Raw genomic sequence first — 18,284 nt, 5'->3', positions numbered from 1 at the left:
TGTAAGTTGATTCGTCTTACTTAAAACTAAAACCGAAATAAATTTGGAAACCATCCTTACTATTCAGAATCTCAGTAAAAGATACGGGCGAATTCAGGCTCTTAAAAATGTATCTTTTAGCATACAAAAAGGCCATGTCTACGGAATTCTAGGCCCTAACGGAAGTGGAAAATCAACTACTCTTGGAATTGTTTTAAATGTTGTAAACAAAACTTCGGGCGATTATAAGTGGTTTGACGGAAACGTTGAAACGCATGAAGCTTTAAAAAAAGTTGGTGCTATTATCGAGCGTCCAAATTTTTATCCGTACATGACCGCCGAAGAAAACCTAAAACTGGTTTGTAAAATTAAAAGTATTGATTATTCTAAAATTAAAGAAAAACTTGATCTTGTTGGTTTAACCGAAAGAAAAGATTCAAAATTCAGCACTTTTTCTTTAGGCATGAAACAGCGTCTGGCGATTGCGTCGGCACTTTTAAACGATCCTGAAATTTTAATTCTCGATGAACCAACAAACGGTTTACATCCGCAGGGAATTCATCAAATTAGAGATATTATTAAAGAAATTGCTTCGCAGGGAACTACCATTTTACTGGCTTCGCACTTATTAGACGAAGTCGAAAAAGTATGTTCGCACGTTATTGTTTTGCGAAAAGGCGAAGTTTTATATTCTGGTTCTGTAGATGGAATGTCTGCCAATGAAGGTTTCTTTGAAATTTCTTCAAATGATAACGCTGCATTGAAATCTGTTTTAGAAGGACATCAGGCAATAGCACAGATTAAAGACGAAGACGGAAAGGTTCTGGTGTATTTAAAATCTGATTTATCAGCTTCAGAATTGAATCAGTTTTTATTCTCAAAAAATATTGTTTTAAGTCATTTGGTAAAACGTAAAAATAGTCTGGAAGCACAGTTTTTAGAATTAACCAAAAATACCAATCCAAAAATCTAACTAAGCCATGAACAGACTTATCTCTATAGAATTGCAAAAAATCTGGATGAACAAAGCCAGCCGTATCTTAACATTAACGTATTTTATCCTGCTTTCTTTTATCGCTTTAATTGCCTCAATTAAATTTGATATTGGTCCATTCAAATTTCATTTGGCCGAAATGGGAATCTTTAATTTTCCTTTTATATGGCATTTTAATACTTATGTAGCAGCTATCTTAAAATTGTTTCTTGCTATTGTAATTGTTTCTATGATGGCGAACGAATACAGCTATGGAACATTAAAACAAAACCTGATTGATGGTTTAAGTAAAAAAGAATTTATACTGTCAAAATTCCTTACAGTTGTTTTATTTGCATTTATCTCAACTGTTTTCATTTTTATTATGAGTTTAATATTGGGGCTTATTTTCTCTTCATACACCGAGATTGGTATCATTTTTAGCGATTTAGATTATCTTCTTGCCTTTTTTGTAAAATTAACCGGATTCTTTTCTTTCTGCTTATTCCTTGGGATTTTAGTAAAACGCTCTGCTTTTGCACTAGGTTTTCTTTTAGTCTGGAATATAATCGAAGCCATAATTAAAGGTTTCTTAGCTTTTAAAGTTTTTCCGGGAAGCGATATCGACAAAAAAATTACTCAGTTTCTTCCTTTAGAATCTATGTCAAATTTAATTGTTAATCCAGGTCCAAGATTATCTGTAGTTAAAAATATTGGATCTCAAATGGGAATTGATACAGACATTGATTACAGTGTAAGTTATTTTGCAATTTTAATTGTATTAGTGTGGACATTTTTATTCATATACTTTTCTTACAAACTATTAAAAAATCGAGATTTATAGTATATTTGCTATACTATGAATTATGCAAGAAGTTTTTTTATTATTCTATTTTTATGCATTTCATCTTTAACGATGAATGCTCAAGTTATAACTATTGATGATACAAAAACACCACAGCAGCTCATTGAAGATGTTTTAGTTAACAGCTCGTGTGCTGCTGCCTCGAATTCCACCGGAAAAGGCGATACTTTTAGACCCGGAAAACAAAGCTTTGCTTATTTCAACAGAAACGGAACGAGTTTTCCTTTTGAAGAAGGAATAATTTTAGCAACGTCAACAGCACAAAATGCGAGCGGTCACTTTGTCAGCAATCCAAATGATGGTGCTGATGACAGTGTTTTATGGGGGCGCGACACCGATTTGGATCAGACATTAGGTATAAATTCGATAAACACAACAGTTCTCGAATTTGACTTTATTGCAAATACAAATTCTTTGAGTTTTAATTATATTTTCGCTTCAAATGAATATCAATATAATTTTCCCTGTACCTATTCTGATGGATTTGCTTTTTTAATCAAAGAAGAAGGAACGGCTGATCCTTATAAAAATTTAGCCGTAATACCCAATACAAATATTCCTGTTTCTTCTGTAAATATTCACCCAAAAATTGAACCGGGAGTAAGCGTAGGAGGTATTAATTATCAAGGATGCGCAGCTTCAAACGAAAGTTACTTTAACGGTCTAAATACAAATACAAGTCCAATAAATTTTGCAGGGCAAACCGTTGTAATGACTGCATACAGCACAGTAACTGCAGGAAAAAAATACCATGTAAAACTCGTAATTGGAGATGCTGATGTTAGATATCAGACTTCGGCAATTTTCCTTGAAGCTGGAAGTTTTGCTTCAAAAATTGCCCTTGGAGAAGATCGTACAATTACAAATAACAATCCGGCATGTTTTGGAGAAAAAATTACTTTAGACAGTAAACTATCATCTGCTGATTATACTTTTAAATGGTATAAAAAAGAAAACCCTGCTGTTAATCTAAGTACAGCTTCAACTTATGATGTTACAGCCACAGGAAATTATGTCGTTGAAGCCACCGCAATAGGGACAACTTGTGTATTATCAGGAGAAATAAAAATTGATTATGCTCCTGAAATCCTTTCAACAAATACTACACTTTTACAGTGTGATGATAATACAGATGGGATTTCGATTTTCAACTTAAGCAAAGCCAATAATATTGTAAAAAACAATGTTACCAGCATTACTAATGAAGGATATTATGTAACATTAGCCGATGCTCAGACAAAAAACAACAAAATAACAACGCCGAATAATTATACCAATACAGCAAACAATCAAGTTGTATATGCTCGTTTAGAAAATCAATTTGAGTGTTTTAAAATTGCCGAAGTTACATTACAAATCGCTGCAACATCAATTGCTGATCCTGCTCCTATAAGTACTTGTGATGGAGATGAAACCCAGGATGGACTATATCAGTTTGATCTTAATGCTGAAGTTACTCCAAAAATCACGGCAGGACTTCCGAGTGGTTTAACTGTAAATTATTATTTGACTGCCAATGATGCTTTAACAGAAACAAACCCGCAATTAAATATCTTTAAAAACACAACTCCCTATAATCAAACTATTTACGCCCGAGTTGTAAATGGCCCGGATTGTTATGATGTTGTACCTGTTCCTCTCGTCGTAAATACTTTTGATCCGCCAAATTTTGAAAATGAATCTGAATATTTATGCAAAAATGATCAAATCACTTTAACCGTTGCAGCTGGATTCAGCAGTTATTTGTGGAGTAATGGAGAAACTTCAAATTCAACAATAATTACTACTCCCGGCGATTACTTCGTAACGGTAAAAGATGCAAACGGCTGTGAAAAAACTAAAAATTTTAAAGTTATATTATCAGAACCAGCCACAATAACAAATGCTGCTGTTAAAGATTTTTCCGGAAATGACAATTCTGTTTTAATAGAATATACCGGAACCGGAAACTACGAATTCTCTTTAGATGGATTAACTTTTCAAGATAATCCTTTGTTTACAGCTGTTGCAACAGGAACTTATAATGCAATTGCAAAAGATAAAAATGGCTGCGGATTATCAAATTCATTTTTGTTATATGTTTTAGATTATCCTAGATTTTTTACTCCAAACGGAGACGGTTATAATGACTTATGGGTTATTGAAGATTCTAATGTGCTGCCTAATTACACAATTCATATTTTTGACCGCTATGGAAAATTCTTAAAAGAGATGAATCAAAACAGTCCGGGCTGGAACGGATTATTTAATGGACAGCAGCTCCCGTCTGATGATTATTGGTTTACTTTGACCTTTGCAGACGGCAGAAATGTAAAAGGACATTTTAGCTTGAAAAGATAATGTATTAAAATTTCAATACCTGAAATTCTAAAGTCCGAATCCGAACTATACCATAAAAAAGAATCCCAAACTCCTAATGGAATTTGGGATTTTTTATATTGAAAGTTATAACTAATTAGATTTTATATCTTTTTCTATCAGTTTCACTTAAGTAAATCTTTCTTAAACGAAGAGATTTTGGAGTAACTTCAACATACTCATCTTTTTGAATATACTCTAAAGCTTCTTCTAAAGAGAATTTGATAGCTGGAATAATTCTAGCTTTATCATCAGCTCCAGAAGAACGTACGTTAGAAAGTTTTTTCGTTTTAGTAACGTTAACAGTCATATCGTCGCTACGAGTGTTTTCTCCAATAACTTGTCCTTCGTAGATATCCTCGTTTGGATCAACGAAGAATTTACCACGATCTTGTAATTTATCGATAGAGTAAGGAATTGCTTTTCCGTTTTCCATAGAGATTAACGAACCGTTGTTACGTCCAGGAATTTCTCCTTTGTATGGTTCGTATCCAATGAAACGGTGTGCCATAATAGCCTCACCAGCAGTTGCAGTAAGCAATTGATTTCTTAAACCGATAATTCCACGAGATGGAATGTTAAATTTAATGATCATACGCTCACCTTTACCTTCCATAGAAAGCATTTCACCTTTACGGATTGTTACGAATTCAACCGCTCTACCTGAAAGGTTTTCTGGTAAATCGATAGTTAATTCCTCAATTGGCTCACATTTAACACCATCAACTTCTTTGATGATAACTTGCGGCTGACCAATTTGAAGCTCGTACCCTTCTCTTCTCATTGTTTCGATAAGAACAGATAAGTGAAGTACACCACGACCAAAAACCATGAATTTATCAGCAGAATCAGTTTCTCCAACTTTCATCGCTAAGTTTTTCTCAAGCTCTTTAGTTAATCTTTCACGGATATGTCTAGAAGTAACAAATTTACCTTCTTTACCAAAGAAAGGAGAATCGTTAATTGTAAACAACATACTCATAGTTGGCTCGTCAATAGCAATTGTTTGTAAAGCTTCCGGGTTTTCAAAATCAGCGATAGTATCACCAATTTCGAAACCTTCAATACCTACAACAGCACAAATATCTCCAGCAACAACTTCTTCAACTTTTCTACGGCCTAAACCTTCGAAAGTGTGTAATTCTTTAATTCTTGATTTGATAACTTTACCATCTCTTTTTACTAAAGAAATTGGCATTCCTTCTTTCAAAGTACCTCTTTCAAGACGTCCGATAGCGATACGACCTGTAAAAGAAGAGAAATCTAAAGATGTAATCAACATTTGTGGAGTACCTTCAGAAACTTTAGGAGCAGGAACATTAGCAATAACCATGTCTAATAAAGGCTCGATGTTTTCTGTTTGGTTTTTCCAGTCATCAGACATCCAGTTGTTTTTAGCAGAACCGTAAACAGCAGGGAAATCTAATTGCTCTTCTGTAGCACCTAATTCAAACATTAAGTCAAAAACTTTTTCATGTACTTCTTCCGGAGTACAGTTTTCTTTATCAACTTTATTAATTACAACGCATGGTTTTAAACCTAAGTCAATAGCCTTTTGCAATACGAAACGCGTTTGCGGCATCGGCCCTTCAAAAGCATCTACCAGCAAACATACACCATCGGCCATGTTCAATACACGCTCAACTTCACCTCCAAAATCCGCGTGGCCTGGAGTGTCGATAATGTTGATTTTTGTTCCTTTGTACTGAACAGAAACGTTTTTAGAAGTAATAGTAATACCTCTCTCACGCTCTAAATCGTTATTATCAAGAATTAAATCACCTGTATTTTCGTTTTCACGAAATAATTGACAGTGATACATAATTTTATCAACCAAAGTGGTTTTACCGTGATCGACGTGGGCAATAATTGCAATATTTCTAATAGATTCCATTTGTGATTTTTAATGGGTGCAAAAGTACACTTTATTTTGTAAAAAAAAATGTTTCTGCGATAGTTTGCGTATATACAAGTAATTAGTTCATTAAAACAGTGTTAATTTACCCTCCAAAATGAACTTTACTTATTGTTTAGTTATAGTTAATTTAACTATATTTGATTGATGAAAAGTAAAACTCTCCAAATTACTCTTGTTTACGTTATCATATCGCTAATTATGGCAATTGTATGTCATAATTTAATTACTGACTACTTTTTTCAAACAAAATACTTTTATTTATTTTTCATAAAAGATGTACTTTTCATTATAGCTACTGCATTTATTTTCAAATACATACTTTCAAGAAACGAAAAGAAAAATATTTCAGTTTTTAAAAAATTAAAAAAGACAAATGAAGAAATAAAGGAGTCTAATGAAAAATATGACATAGTTGCAAAAGCAACAAGCGATACTATTTGGGACTGGAAAATACAGGAAGACCGAATAAATTGGAATAAAGGTATCGAGGGAATTTTTGGCTATAATCCGGAAGAAGTTGGAAAAACTTCAAAATGGTGGTTTGATAAAATTCACCCGGAAGATAGTATCCGAATGTCAATAAAACTATATTCATTTATTGAACAAAAAACTGAAAAATGGCAGGATCAATATCGTTTTAGATGTGCAGACGGAACATATAAGTATGTTTTGGACAGAGGTTTTTTACTTAAAGATGAAAACGGAAGAGCCATCAGAATGATTGGAGCGATTCAGGACATCACCAAACAAAAAGAAGAAGAACAGCGATTAAAACTTTTAGAAACTGTAATTACACAATCTAAAGACTCTATTCTTATTACCGAAGCTAATTCTGAAGATCGAAAAATTCCAAGAATAGTTTATGTTAATCCAGCATTTTCTCAAATGTCCGGATACGAATCAAACGAAATCATTGGAAAATCTACCAACATATTTAAAGGGCCAAAATCAGATTCAGAAGAATTAAAAAAACTTTTAAGAGCTATTAAGAACGAAGAAGAATGTGTTATAGAAACCATCACCTATACTAAATCTAAGGAAGAATATTGGGTGCGTTTTGCCATGATTCCAATTTTCAACAACGAAGGTGTAATTACACACTGGATTTCTATACAACGAGACATTACTGACGAGAAAAAGCTGGAAACAGAAAAAGAACATCTTATTCGTGAACTTACACAAAACAACAAAGATTTAAAACAGTTCTCTTACATCACCTCACACAATCTTCGCGCACCATTATCAAATTTAATTGGACTTTTAAATCTTATAGAAGATATTCCAATTGAAAACGAAGAACTTGAAGAAATTCTGGCAGGTTTCACAAAATCAACTCATTTATTAAATGAAACAATAAACGACTTGGTAAAAGTTATCATAATAAAAGACAACCCATCAATGCAAAAAGAGGAGGTTTCTTTAAAAGAGGTTTTTGAAAATGTTTTTAGCCAATTGTCTTTTCAAATCGAACTTCACAAACCTATTATAAAACTTAAATTTGACAAAGTACCGCTTTTAAATACAAATAAAGCGTATATTGAAAGTATTTTACTGAATTTACTAACCAATTCAATTAAATACAAATCAGAAAACAGAAAATTAAAAATATCAATTACTGCTGAGCAAATAGACCATCAGGCGATACTTACGTTCAAAGACAATGGAATTGGGATTGATTTAGAAAGAAATAAAGACAAAGTTTTTGGTCTTTACCAAAGATTTCATAATTATCCCGACAGCAAAGGACTAGGTTTGTATCTTGTAAAATCTCAGGTCGAAACCATGGGAGGAACAATTTCTATAGACAGTGAAGTTAACAAAGGCACCACATTTACTATAACTTTTAAAAACTAAATTCATTATGTTTGAGCAAATCTTATGCATTGACGATGACCCAATTACGTTGATGCTGTGTAAAAAAGTAATTTCAAAATCTTCGTTTGCAAATGAAATTATTACTGCTCAAAATGGAGAAGAAGCACTTCATCACTTCAATACTTTAAAATACAACAACAAAAATAAAGTAGAAAAAAAACCAGAATTAATTTTCTTAGACTTAAACATGCCAATTATGGGCGGATGGGAATTTTTAGATCACTTTACATCTGAAGCTTACTCAGAGTTTAACACCGCAAAAGTTATTGTATTGTCATCTACAATAGATCCTGAGGATTTAGCTAAAGCAAAAAAATATCCTATAATAATAGACTTTCTTTCAAAACCAATTACACAGGCAATGCTCGAATATCTCAAAAAGAAAATTGGGATATAAAATTTAAACCAATATTTAAATCTAATACTTTTTACTTATTTCATTCAAAACTTCAGACATATTGATTCAGGAATTTTTAAATTAAAATTCCAATAATACCTAAACAAAAAAAAGTCCTCGAAAAGAGGACTTTTTATATCTTATAATTGTATTTAATTACAATTTAGCAACGTGTTTCGTTAATTTAGACTTCAAGTTAGAAGCTTTATTATCATGAATGATGTTCTTTTTAGCTAATTTATCGATCATAGAGATTACAGTTGATAATTTAGCAGCAGCATCAGATTTATCAGTAGCTAATCTTAATGCTTTAATAGCATTACGAGTAGTTTTATGCTGATATCTGTTAAGAACTCTTCTTTTTTCGTTACTTCTGATTCTTTTTAATGCTGACTTATGATTTGCCATTTTCTTTTAATTTTAGATGTAATAATTATTATAAATACTAGTTAAAAAAGAAAAACCTCCCACAACTGTAAACAATCACTTTGGTTTTAACTAATAAAACAAGAACCGAGACACCAATTTTTGTTTTACAAAACTTATTTACAACTAATTCTGTAGTCCGTAGGGGAATCGAACCCCTGTTACCAGGATGAAAACCTGGCGTCCTAACCCCTAGACGAACGGACCAATATTCTCCTAAGTTGGAAACTTTTCAATATGTAATATAACTTGTAGTCCGTGGGGGAATCGAACCCCCCTTACCAGGATGAAAACCTGGCGTCCTAACCGATAGACGAACGGACCGCGCTTCTGTATTGCGGATGCAAAGATACATCTATTTTTTATTTGCGCAACACCTAATGCAAAAAAATCTATATTTTTTTAATAAGCCTTTGCAAAAAGCACTCTTTTAGAAGAAGGTTCCCCAGTAAACACGCAGGTTCCCGCCTCTTCAACAGCACCCAAAGGAATGCAGCGAATGGTCGCTTTTGTCAAATCTTTTATCTTTTCTTCAGTAGCTGCAGTTCCATCCCAATGAGCCGAAATAAAACCTCCTTTACCTTCTAAAACTTCTTTAAATTCCTCAAAATTATTTACTTCTGTAATATGAGTATTTCTATAAGTCAAAGCTTTGTCAAATAAATCCTTTTGAATCTGCTCTAATAAATCATTCACATGATCCACTATTTTTTCAGCAGCCACAACTTCTTTTGATAAATTATCACGTCTTGCAACCTCAAAAGTTCCATTTTCTAAATCTTTTGGCCCAACAGCAATTCTAACAGGAACACCTTTTAATTCCCATTCAGCAAATTTAAATCCTGGTTTTTGAGTTGTTCTATCATCATATTTCACAGAAATCTTAAGCTTTCTCAATTTAGCAGTCAATTCATTAACCGCTGCTGTAATTTGAGCTAATTGTTCATCTGTTTTATGAATAGGTACAATTACAACTTGTATTGGAGCTAAATTTGGAGGCAGCACCAATCCCTGATCATCAGAATGTGTCATAATTAAAGCCCCCATCAAACGAGTAGAAACTCCCCATGACGTTCCCCAAACGTGCTCTTGTTTTCCTTCTGCATTAGCAAATTTCACATCAAAAGCTTTTGCAAAATTCTGACCTAAAAAGTGTGAAGTTCCAGCCTGTAAAGCTTTTCCATCCTGCATCAAAGCTTCAATACAATACGTTTCATCTGCTCCGGCAAAACGCTCTGTTTCAGTTTTAAAACCTTTTACAACCGGAATTGCCATAAAGTTTTCTGCAAAATCAGCATAAACATTCATCATTTTCTCCGATTCCTCAATTGCCTCGTCTTTTGTAGCGTGAGCCGTATGCCCTTCCTGCCATAAAAATTCGGCAGTTCTTAAAAACAAACGTGTACGCATTTCCCAGCGAACCACATTAGCCCATTGATTAATAAGCAAAGGTAAATCTCTATAAGACTGCACCCATCCTTTATATGTAGACCAAATAATCGCCTCACTTGTTGGACGAACAATAAGCTCTTCTTCTAATTTCGCATTAGGATCAACCATAAGTTTCCCTGGTCTGTCCTCGTCATTTTTCAGCCTGTAATGCGTTACAACAGCACATTCTTTTGCAAATCCTTCAGCATTTTTCTCTTCAGCTTCGAACATACTCTTCGGCACAAATAAGGGGAAATAAGCATTTTGATGTCCTGTTTCTTTAAACATTCTATCTAACTCTGCCTGCATCTTTTCCCAAATTGCATAGCCGTATGGTTTGATTACCATACATCCTCTAACTCCTGAATTTTCAGCTAAATCTGCTTTGACAACCAGCTCATTATACCATTTGGAATAATCTTCTGATCGTGTAGTAAGGTTCTTACTCATATTATATAGTTTGGCACAAATTTTGTTTTAAATAATTTTAACTAAATAGTTTGACAAAACTAACTATTTTTGTAATGTGCAACAATAAAAAACACCACAGATATGAAAACTTATACTACTCTCCGCCAAAACTCAAGTCATTTTTACTTAATTGGATTACTGAGTTTTCTTTTAGCATCATGTGGTTCTTACCAAAACACATCTTATTATGACAGTGATGGTGTTTATGGTAATTCTACCAACAGATATGCTCAAACAAACAATACCACAGCAGCAAACAATCAATATAGAGATTATTTTAGATCACTACAAGAAGATGATCAGCCAACTGAAATTTTCACAGATGTAGACAATTATGGCAATTATTCTGAAAGCGACAGCACAAGAACCGCTTCTACAGCTTACCCTGCTTGGGGAAGCAGTAATTCAGATGTATCTGTAAACGTATACTCTACTCCGAGCTGGTCATTTGGACTAGGATGGGGATATCCTTATTACGGATGGGGTTACGGCGGATACTGGGGCGGAGGCTACTGGGGAGCCGGATGGGGTTATCCAGGATATGCTTGGGGATACCCTGGCTACTGGGGACCAGGATGGGGTTATCCAGGATACTGGGGAGGCGGCTATTACGGAAACTATTCATACAGCTACGGAAGAAGAGGGTCTGCTGCTTACTACAACAATAGATATTATTCTTCAAACAGAGCGTATGCTTCTAACAGAAACTACCTTTCAAACAGAAGTTATACTACCAACAGAAACAGTTTCTCTAACAGAAACAGCTATACTACAAACAGAAATTACACCAATAGATCAAACAGCTATTCTGACTACAGAAGAAGTTCATCTGTAAATGGAAGAACTTACGATAGTTCGAGCCCAAACTTCACTAATAGAAGAAGCTATTCTACTCAAGGCCAAAACAGCACTTACGATTATTCTAACAGAAGATCAAGCAGCAGTACTATGCCTTCAAACAGAAGCTACAACAACAGCAGCAACAGCAACTCATCAAGAAGCTACTCTCCTAGCCCATCACGTTCAATGAACAGCGGAGGAGGAAGCATGAGATCATCTGGCGGCGGCGGTGGCGGCGGAGGAAGATCTTACGGTGGCGGAGGAGGCGGAAGAAGGTAACATTTTCGCCCTTTTTCCAATCTAATATCACACACTAAATAATTACCCAATGAAAAAAATATTATTCCTATTTATTACAGGACTGACTGTCAGCGTCTCATATTCTCAGGAAGTTTCTGATGCTGTACGATATGCACAAGACAATTTGACTGGAACTGCAAGATTCAGAGCAATGAGCGGTGCTTTTGGAGCTGTTGGAGGAGATTTATCTGCCATTACTGTAAATCCTGCCGGATCTGCCGTATTTAACAACAATCAGGTTGGAGTTTCTTTCAGCAATCAAAATATTAAAAACAACTCTAACTATTTTGGAACACAAACTTCTGATAAAGAGAATTCTTTTATTTTAAATCAAGCCGGAGCTGTTTTTGTTTTTAAAGACCATAATCCAAATAACGGATGGAACAAAATTGCGATTGGCGCCAGTTACGAAAACACTAATAATTTTGACAATAATGTTTTTTCTGCCGGCACAAATCCAACAAATTCTATTGGATCATATTTTGTAAATTTTGCTAATGGAATTGAATTAGGAAATATAACAGGAATTCCTTACAGAGATCAGTTTTACAACGAACAACAGGCTTACTTTGGATATTACGGACACGTAATTAATCCTGTTAACGAAAACAGTAACACAAATACCCAATACACATCAAACGTTCCTGCAGGTGGAAACTACTATCAAGAAAATGGAATTCACACAAGCGGGTACAATAGTAAATTAAGTTTCAATATTGCAAGTTCTTACAAAGACAGACTTTATTTCGGAGCAAACTTAAATGTTCACGTTACAGATTATAGAAGATCGAGCAGTTTTTACGAAGATAACTCTAATCCGTTACAGCCTACTGCAACTATTTCTAATTTACGTTTCAATAATGAACTTTACACATACGGAAACGGCTTTTCTTTTCAGCTAGGAGCTATTGCAAAAGTAACAGAAGCATTCAGACTTGGTTTAGCTTATGAATCGAATACTTGGTACAGTCTTTATGACGAAGTATCCCAAAGCCTTGGCACAACAAGACAAGCAACTGGAGGACCGGAAATTTTTGAAAACATAAATCCAAACGTTGTAAATGTATACGAATCTTATACATTACAAACACCAGGTAAGTTTACTTTCAGCGGTGCTTATGTTTTTGGAAAATCAGGCTTAATTAGTTTAGATTACTCAATTAAAGACTACAGCAACACTAAATTTAAACCAACAAACGACACAGGTTTTAGAGGAGTTAACAACGACATCAGCAATCAGCTTACTACTGCCGGAGAATTAAGAGTTGGTGCCGAATACAAAATAAAACAATTGAGTTTACGAGGCGGATATCGTTTTGAAGGAAGCCCTTATAAAAACGGAACTACAATTGGAGACTTAAACAGCTATTCTGGAGGTTTAGGGTATAGCTTTGGTTCTACAAAATTAGATCTGGCTTACTCTTATTTAGAAAGAAAATCTAACCAAGGTTTCTTTACAACAGGACTTACTGACGGCGCAAACATTACATCAAAGTTAAACAATGTGACTTTGACCTTATTATTTGAATTGTAATTAAGAATAAATAGATGAATGGAAATTTCCGTCAGGTTTACTTGGCGGATTTTTTTTGACTGAAAATTACTAGAAACCTTTATAAAAAACACCTAAATAAAACCGAAACAAGCGGTGTTTGAATAAAAAAGTGTAATTTTGCACTCCAATTTATAAAAGTATGAGAACCAAGTCTTTAAAAAAGAACAAAATTAACGTAATCACTCTTGGGTGTTCAAAAAATGTATATGACAGTGAAGTGCTTATGGGACAACTTCGTGCTAACGGAAAAGAAGTTACACACGAAGCCACTGCTAAGGATGAAGGAAACATTATTGTAATTAACACTTGTGGATTTATTGATAACGCGAAAGCTGAATCAGTAAACATGATTTTGGAATATGCTGATAAAAAAGACAAAGGTTTAGTTGATAAAGTTTTCGTTACCGGATGTTTGTCTGAACGTTACAGACCTGATTTAGAAAAAGAAATTCCAAATGTGGATCAATATTTTGGTACAACTGAGTTACCTCAATTATTGAAAGCTTTAGGAGCCGATTATAAACATGAATTATTAGGAGAAAGATTAACTACAACTCCTAAAAATTATGCCTATTTAAAAATTGCCGAAGGATGCGACAGACCTTGCAGTTTCTGTGCAATTCCGTTAATGAGAGGTTCGCATGTTTCTCAGCCGATTGAAAAATTAGTTAAAGAAGCACAAGGTTTAGCGAAAAACGGCGTTAAAGAATTAATATTAATTGCTCAGGATTTGACTTATTACGGTTTAGATCTTTATAAAAAGAGAAATCTGGCAGAATTATTAGAAGCTTTAGCAGCTGTTGAAGGAATTGAGTGGATTCGTCTGCATTATGCTTATCCTACCGGTTTCCCAATGGATGTTTTGGAATTAATGAAACGCGAACCAAAAATTTGTAATTATATTGATATTCCATTGCAGCATATTTCAGATTCAATTTTGAAATCAATGCGTCGTGGTACAACTCAGGCTAAAACAACTCAATTATTAAAAGATTTCCGTGCTGCAGTTCCAGGAATGGCAATTAGAACCACTTTAATTGTAGGATACCCAGGAGAAACCCAGGAAGATTTTGAAATTCTGAAAGAGTTTGTTCAGGAAATGAAGTTTGACAGAATGGGATGTTTTGCATATTCACATGAAGAAAACACTCATGCTTACTTACTTGAAGACGATGTTCCGGACGATGTAAAACAGGCAAGAGCAAATGAAATCATGGAACTTCAGTCTCAAATTTCATGGGATTTAAACCAAGAAAAAGTTGGGCAAGTATTTAGATGTATCATTGACAGAAAAGAAGGTGCTCATTTTGTGGGAAGAACAGAATTTGACAGCCCGGATGTTGATAACGAAGTTTTAATTGACGCATCTAAGCATTATGTAAAAACAGGCGAATTTGTTAATATCAAGATAATTGAAGCAACAGAATTTGATTTATACGGAGAACCTGCTTAAATTTACCGTAAACAATTGCTAACGCAGACAAAAATATTTTTATGAAACCTATACAAAACTTAATTATTTTAGTTTTTACTTTATTCTGTTTCAACTCTGTTTCTGCCCAATACGGAAATGGATATGGAAATGGTTACGGCGGGTACGGTAACGGTTATGGCGGATATGGAAGAGGCGGCGGAATGGGAATGGACAGAAGCATGATGTCTGGACCACAAGCCAACACCAGTAAACCAAAAGAAATTCCTGTTGAAGAAACTGCTGCTAAAATTGTTGAACAAATGAAACCGGCTGTTAATCTTGACGAGCTTCAGTCAATTGCAATTACAAATGTTTTTGCTGACGGCTTAAGAGAACAAGGAATTCTTTTAAAAAATGAAAGCAGCTCTCAGGATCAGAAAATGGAACAAATGAAAGCTTTAAAAGAAAGCATGACAAAAAAAATCACTGCTTTTTTAAATCCAGATCAGGTAGAAAAATATACTGCTTTTATGGAAAATTTTAAAGAAATCAAAAAGCCAAAATCAAAGAAGAAAAAAGATAAAGACAATAAAGAAGAAGAAAAACCAGCTGAAAAAATTCAGGAATAATTGTTCCAAACTTCATAAAATGTAAACTATCATGGTAAGAAAACTTTTTTGTTATCTGATCTTAGCAATTATTATAACTTCTTGCTCAACAAATCCATATAAGACTACTGAAAAGGCATACGACCAGCAGTTAAAGACTTTAGAAAATCAAATTACAAGTAAAGAAGCACAGACAATACCGTCAGTAAGTCCGCTTATTATCGACACTACTTATGCATCGCAGCTTGGTATCGTAAAAGATACTTTATCAAAAACAGGTTCTACTTCTTTATTAAATGGAATTAGTACAGAATGGATTGGTACTGTAAACTTTAACTTAAGAAAACCAAGTTTTGTAATCATTCATCATACTGCACAGGATTCTTTACAGCAAACTATTAATACATTTACAAAAACAAGAACTCAGGTAAGTTCTCACTATATTATTTCTGAAAATGGAAAAGTAGTTCAAATGCTTAATGATTATTTAAGAGCGTGGCACGCAGGAAATTCAACCTGGGGAAAAAATACCGATTTGAATTCTTCATCTATAGGAATTGAACTTGATAATAATGGTTTTAAACCTTTTACAGAAGCTCAGATAAGCAGTTTGGTAGCTTTGTTGACAAAACTGAAAAAAGATTACAATATACCAACACAAAACTTTTTAGGTCATGCTGATATCGCACCAGGAAGAAAACAAGATCCAAGTGCTTTATTTCCGTGGAAAACATTAGCCGAAAAAGGTTTCGGAATCTGGCCTGACGCTGTTCTTGAAGAAGCACCATTTGATTTTAAAATTGAACCTGCATTAAGAATTATTGGTTATAACACTAAGAATCTTTCGGCAGCAATTCAGGCTTTTAAACTGCATTATATTCAAACCGATACAACTGCAACGCTTGACCGCAAAACAATTGATACGATATATTCTATATATAAAAAACAGATTCAGTAAAGACATCAATTAATAAATATATAAACGCATTTCTAATTTTATTGGAATGCGTTTTTTTTTCGCCGCAGATTAAGAGATTATAAAGATTATTATTCTCTTCTCTAGGCCTATTTTTTGCCTCGAATTTCACGAATTTTCACTAATTATTTACAGAGTAACAAGTACGTAAAATGTATTTCAAAGTTTGTGTAAAGAAAATTTGTAAGATCTTCTATCCTACTATAAAATTTAATTTGTGGAATTCGTGAAATTCACGACAAAAAACCTCAACCAAAGATTAAACAATCTATTTAATTCTTTTATCCCTATATCTATTGGGAACAGCAATAAAAAAGCTGCCAAAACATTAATATGTTTCGACAGCTCCAAAAAAAAAAAAAAAAATATCAATCTTTATCTCTAGAAAGAGTATGTTGTAGCAATTAATCCGAAGAATGAACCTCCTGTTGGAGCACCGTCTTTATCTAAAAAGATATCTTCAGAAGCAGCGTCGTATCTTAACTCGGGAATTATTGTCAATTTCCCTACTTTATAGTTTAATGAAATTGTATTAGCAAATACACTTGATCCTGTTAATGTTCCTAAACTTGGAGCAGCATCTTTAGCATCAAAATATTCCATTCTGTAAGCCAATAACAATGATGGACTGAATGAGTAATTTGCATATCCTACTAATGAGAACCATTCACCGTCTAATGTGCTGTCAAAATCATGTTTTGTTTTAGCATATGTTGCATTTAAACCCAATCCGAAACTATCGCTGATGGTTTTTGAAGCAGTTAAATCGAACTGTGTTTTATTTTCATTTGAAACCGGAATCAAACTTCCCGGCGTAGGGTTTGTACTTCCTGATGTAAAATTCAAATAAGCACTTCCAGTTTCACCTATATATCCAACTTGTCCGATATATGTTTTTTGGCTTGATCCGGCATCCATTGCAGATTTAAAGTCAGTTGGGTTGGTTATACCCAGCATGGCAGTAAATTTACCTGCAGTATATTGTGCTTTTACCCCTGTATTAAAAAATGGCCCATAAGAGAAAGCGTATGACATACTGTAGTTTTTATTGTCTACAGCATCTAACACTTCGTATCCAATGTGAGTACCAAAACTACCTGCAACCACTTTAAATTCGTCTGTAATCTGGTAAGTAAAAAATAATTGTTTAATTAAAAATTTAGCATTAATATCTTTATCTGTTGTTTCATTATATGAAAATTCCCCTGCTCTTTTCCCGAATCCTAAGTCAACAAAAACAGAAGCTTTTCCGAAAGTATGACTTGCTTCGATCGAAGCCATTCCTAATTCAAATGAATCCTGTGAGTTGGTAAAGCTCGTTAATCCATTCATTTGTTTAGAAAAATCATATTTATAGTATGCATCTGCAGACCCTCCCCAAGTTGTTGCCGGCGGAGTTGATGTTTCATCCTCTTGCGCAAAAGCAAAAGAACTCGTTAACGTGGCAGCTAAAACGTAAAATACTTTTTTCATGTGTTAATTGGTTTTTAGTTATTAATTGATTTTGGTTAGTTAATCTTTTATATATCTATTTAATAGTATAAGTCATTTTTAAAACCTTGAATCTTCCCCTAAAACCTCTTCATTTTCATTAGCGAATTTATTAACTTTTGTATGAGTAGAATAATTGAAAACTACTTTTTTGACGTTTTCAATGAAGAATTATGGATTACAAAAATTAAACTGCCAATAATTGTTATTTGGCATTTATAGCGTTTTGTTTTTGAAAAATCAACAACGCATTTCAAACCTTAAAACCAAAAAATACAGGGTAATTTAAAATTTATAATGAAAAAACAGACACAAAACAGACTTAAAAACAATTTAAAAAACAAAATACCCCATAAAAAAATGGGGTACTGATTAAAAAATAAAAAACAACAAACAAAACGACTTAA

At 33.7% G+C, this 18,284-nt stretch carries 14 protein-coding genes and 2 tRNA genes; 10 read left to right on the top strand and 6 right to left on the bottom strand.

Translation table 11 applies throughout. From position 1 onward, the window contains the following. Positions 1–43 precede the first annotated feature (43 nt). The 3 genes from ACTJIW_RS08905 (at position 44) to ACTJIW_RS08895 (ending at position 4,157) form a co-directional block, all read left to right on the top strand. Positions 44–952: an ABC transporter ATP-binding protein gene (locus ACTJIW_RS08905; RefSeq protein ID WP_440715186.1), complete on the top strand. Its 909-nt coding sequence runs from the start codon at positions 44–46 to the stop codon at positions 950–952. A 7-nt stretch (positions 953–959) separates the two neighbouring features. Continuing rightward, a complete protein-coding gene (locus tag ACTJIW_RS08900) occupies positions 960–1,796 on the top strand; it encodes an ABC transporter permease (protein ID WP_440715187.1) in 837 nt (278 codons plus the stop codon). A 72-nt stretch (positions 1,797–1,868) separates the two neighbouring features. Beyond that, positions 1,869–4,157, top strand: a complete 2,289-nt coding sequence (locus tag ACTJIW_RS08895) for a choice-of-anchor L domain-containing protein (RefSeq protein WP_440715188.1) — start codon at positions 1,869–1,871, stop codon at positions 4,155–4,157. 115 nt (positions 4,158–4,272) lie between these two features. Here ACTJIW_RS08895 and typA read toward each other — a convergent pair whose 3' ends face one another. Continuing rightward, positions 4,273–6,069 (bottom strand): translational GTPase TypA, encoded by a 1,797-nt coding sequence (gene typA, locus ACTJIW_RS08890; RefSeq protein ID WP_012026900.1) that lies wholly within the window; start codon positions 6,067–6,069, stop codon positions 4,273–4,275. Between the two features lie 168 nt (positions 6,070–6,237). Here typA and ACTJIW_RS08885 point away from each other — a divergent pair, with 168 nt between their 5' ends. After that, a complete protein-coding gene (locus tag ACTJIW_RS08885; RefSeq protein WP_012026901.1) occupies positions 6,238–7,947 on the top strand; it encodes a PAS domain-containing sensor histidine kinase in 1,710 nt (569 codons plus the stop codon). 7 nt (positions 7,948–7,954) lie between these two features. Beyond that, positions 7,955–8,365 carry a response regulator gene (locus tag ACTJIW_RS08880; protein ID WP_012026902.1) on the top strand — a complete coding sequence of 137 codons (411 nt, stop codon included), beginning with the start codon at positions 7,955–7,957 and terminating at the stop codon, positions 8,363–8,365. Between the two features lie 156 nt (positions 8,366–8,521). Here ACTJIW_RS08880 and rpsT read toward each other — a convergent pair whose 3' ends face one another. The 4 genes from rpsT to proS form a co-directional block, all read right to left on the bottom strand. Further along, the gene (gene rpsT / locus ACTJIW_RS08875) at positions 8,522–8,773 is read right to left on the bottom strand and encodes a 30S ribosomal protein S20 (protein WP_012026903.1); all 252 of its coding nucleotides are present in this window, start codon (positions 8,771–8,773) and stop codon (positions 8,522–8,524) included. A gap of 153 nt (positions 8,774–8,926) precedes the next feature. Beyond that, positions 8,927–8,998: transfer RNA gene (locus tag ACTJIW_RS08870), tRNA-Glu, on the bottom strand. A gap of 45 nt (positions 8,999–9,043) precedes the next feature. Continuing rightward, a tRNA-Glu gene (locus tag ACTJIW_RS08865) sits at positions 9,044–9,115 on the bottom strand. 78 nt (positions 9,116–9,193) lie between these two features. Continuing rightward, positions 9,194–10,672: a proline--tRNA ligase gene (gene proS / locus ACTJIW_RS08860; RefSeq protein WP_440715189.1), complete on the bottom strand. Its 1,479-nt coding sequence runs from the start codon at positions 10,670–10,672 to the stop codon at positions 9,194–9,196. A 102-nt stretch (positions 10,673–10,774) separates the two neighbouring features. Here proS and ACTJIW_RS08855 point away from each other — a divergent pair, with 102 nt between their 5' ends. From ACTJIW_RS08855 to ACTJIW_RS08835, 5 genes are all read left to right on the top strand, one after another. Then, the gene (locus ACTJIW_RS08855) at positions 10,775–11,812 is read left to right on the top strand and encodes a hypothetical protein (protein WP_121360389.1); all 1,038 of its coding nucleotides are present in this window, start codon (positions 10,775–10,777) and stop codon (positions 11,810–11,812) included. Between the two features lie 49 nt (positions 11,813–11,861). Further along, a complete protein-coding gene (locus ACTJIW_RS08850) occupies positions 11,862–13,367 on the top strand; it encodes an OmpP1/FadL family transporter (protein WP_149206464.1) in 1,506 nt (501 codons plus the stop codon). A gap of 160 nt (positions 13,368–13,527) precedes the next feature. Beyond that, positions 13,528–14,841, top strand: coding sequence for a 30S ribosomal protein S12 methylthiotransferase RimO (gene rimO / locus ACTJIW_RS08845; RefSeq protein ID WP_012026907.1), 1,314 nt, complete (start codon positions 13,528–13,530; stop codon positions 14,839–14,841). Between the two features lie 41 nt (positions 14,842–14,882). Further along, positions 14,883–15,431 (top strand): hypothetical protein, encoded by a 549-nt coding sequence (locus ACTJIW_RS08840; protein WP_012026908.1) that lies wholly within the window; start codon positions 14,883–14,885, stop codon positions 15,429–15,431. 31 nt (positions 15,432–15,462) lie between these two features. Next, the gene (locus tag ACTJIW_RS08835; protein ID WP_073408714.1) at positions 15,463–16,368 is read left to right on the top strand and encodes an N-acetylmuramoyl-L-alanine amidase; all 906 of its coding nucleotides are present in this window, start codon (positions 15,463–15,465) and stop codon (positions 16,366–16,368) included. A 399-nt stretch (positions 16,369–16,767) separates the two neighbouring features. Here the strand turns inward: ACTJIW_RS08835 and ACTJIW_RS08830 are convergent, their stop codons facing one another. After that, complete coding sequence (locus tag ACTJIW_RS08830) at positions 16,768–17,859, bottom strand: outer membrane beta-barrel protein (RefSeq protein ID WP_012026910.1); 1,092 nt, start codon at positions 17,857–17,859, stop codon at positions 16,768–16,770. Between the last annotated feature and the right edge of the window lie 425 nt (positions 17,860–18,284).

The organism is Flavobacterium sp. 22659 (genome assembly GCF_052044235.1).
In the GTDB taxonomy this organism is placed as follows: domain Bacteria; phylum Bacteroidota; class Bacteroidia; order Flavobacteriales; family Flavobacteriaceae; genus Flavobacterium; species Flavobacterium johnsoniae.
The sequence above is the reverse complement of the archived record's forward strand: the minus strand, read 5'-3'. Positions and strand labels throughout refer to the sequence as shown.

Bases quoted from the DNA above. Each gene is read 5' to 3' on its own strand.
- ACTJIW_RS08900 (WP_440715187.1), top strand. From the start codon at position 960: ATGAACAGACTTATCTCTATAGAATTGCAAAAAATCTGGATGAACAAA.
- ACTJIW_RS08895 (WP_440715188.1), top strand. From the start codon at position 1,869: ATGAATGCTCAAGTTATAACTATTGATGATACAAAAACACCACAGCAG.
- typA (WP_012026900.1), bottom strand. From the start codon at position 6,069: ATGGAATCTATTAGAAATATTGCAATTATTGCCCACGTCGATCACGGT.
- ACTJIW_RS08885 (WP_012026901.1), top strand. From the start codon at position 6,238: ATGAAAAGTAAAACTCTCCAAATTACTCTTGTTTACGTTATCATATCG.
- ACTJIW_RS08880 (WP_012026902.1), top strand. From the start codon at position 7,955: ATGTTTGAGCAAATCTTATGCATTGACGATGACCCAATTACGTTGATG.
- rpsT (WP_012026903.1), bottom strand. From the start codon at position 8,773: ATGGCAAATCATAAGTCAGCATTAAAAAGAATCAGAAGTAACGAAAAA.
- proS (WP_440715189.1), bottom strand. From the start codon at position 10,672: ATGAGTAAGAACCTTACTACACGATCAGAAGATTATTCCAAATGGTAT.
- ACTJIW_RS08855 (WP_121360389.1), top strand. From the start codon at position 10,775: ATGAAAACTTATACTACTCTCCGCCAAAACTCAAGTCATTTTTACTTA.
- ACTJIW_RS08850 (WP_149206464.1), top strand. From the start codon at position 11,862: ATGAAAAAAATATTATTCCTATTTATTACAGGACTGACTGTCAGCGTC.
- rimO (WP_012026907.1), top strand. From the start codon at position 13,528: ATGAGAACCAAGTCTTTAAAAAAGAACAAAATTAACGTAATCACTCTT.
- ACTJIW_RS08840 (WP_012026908.1), top strand. From the start codon at position 14,883: ATGAAACCTATACAAAACTTAATTATTTTAGTTTTTACTTTATTCTGT.
- ACTJIW_RS08835 (WP_073408714.1), top strand. From the start codon at position 15,463: ATGGTAAGAAAACTTTTTTGTTATCTGATCTTAGCAATTATTATAACT.
- ACTJIW_RS08830 (WP_012026910.1), bottom strand. From the start codon at position 17,859: ATGAAAAAAGTATTTTACGTTTTAGCTGCCACGTTAACGAGTTCTTTT.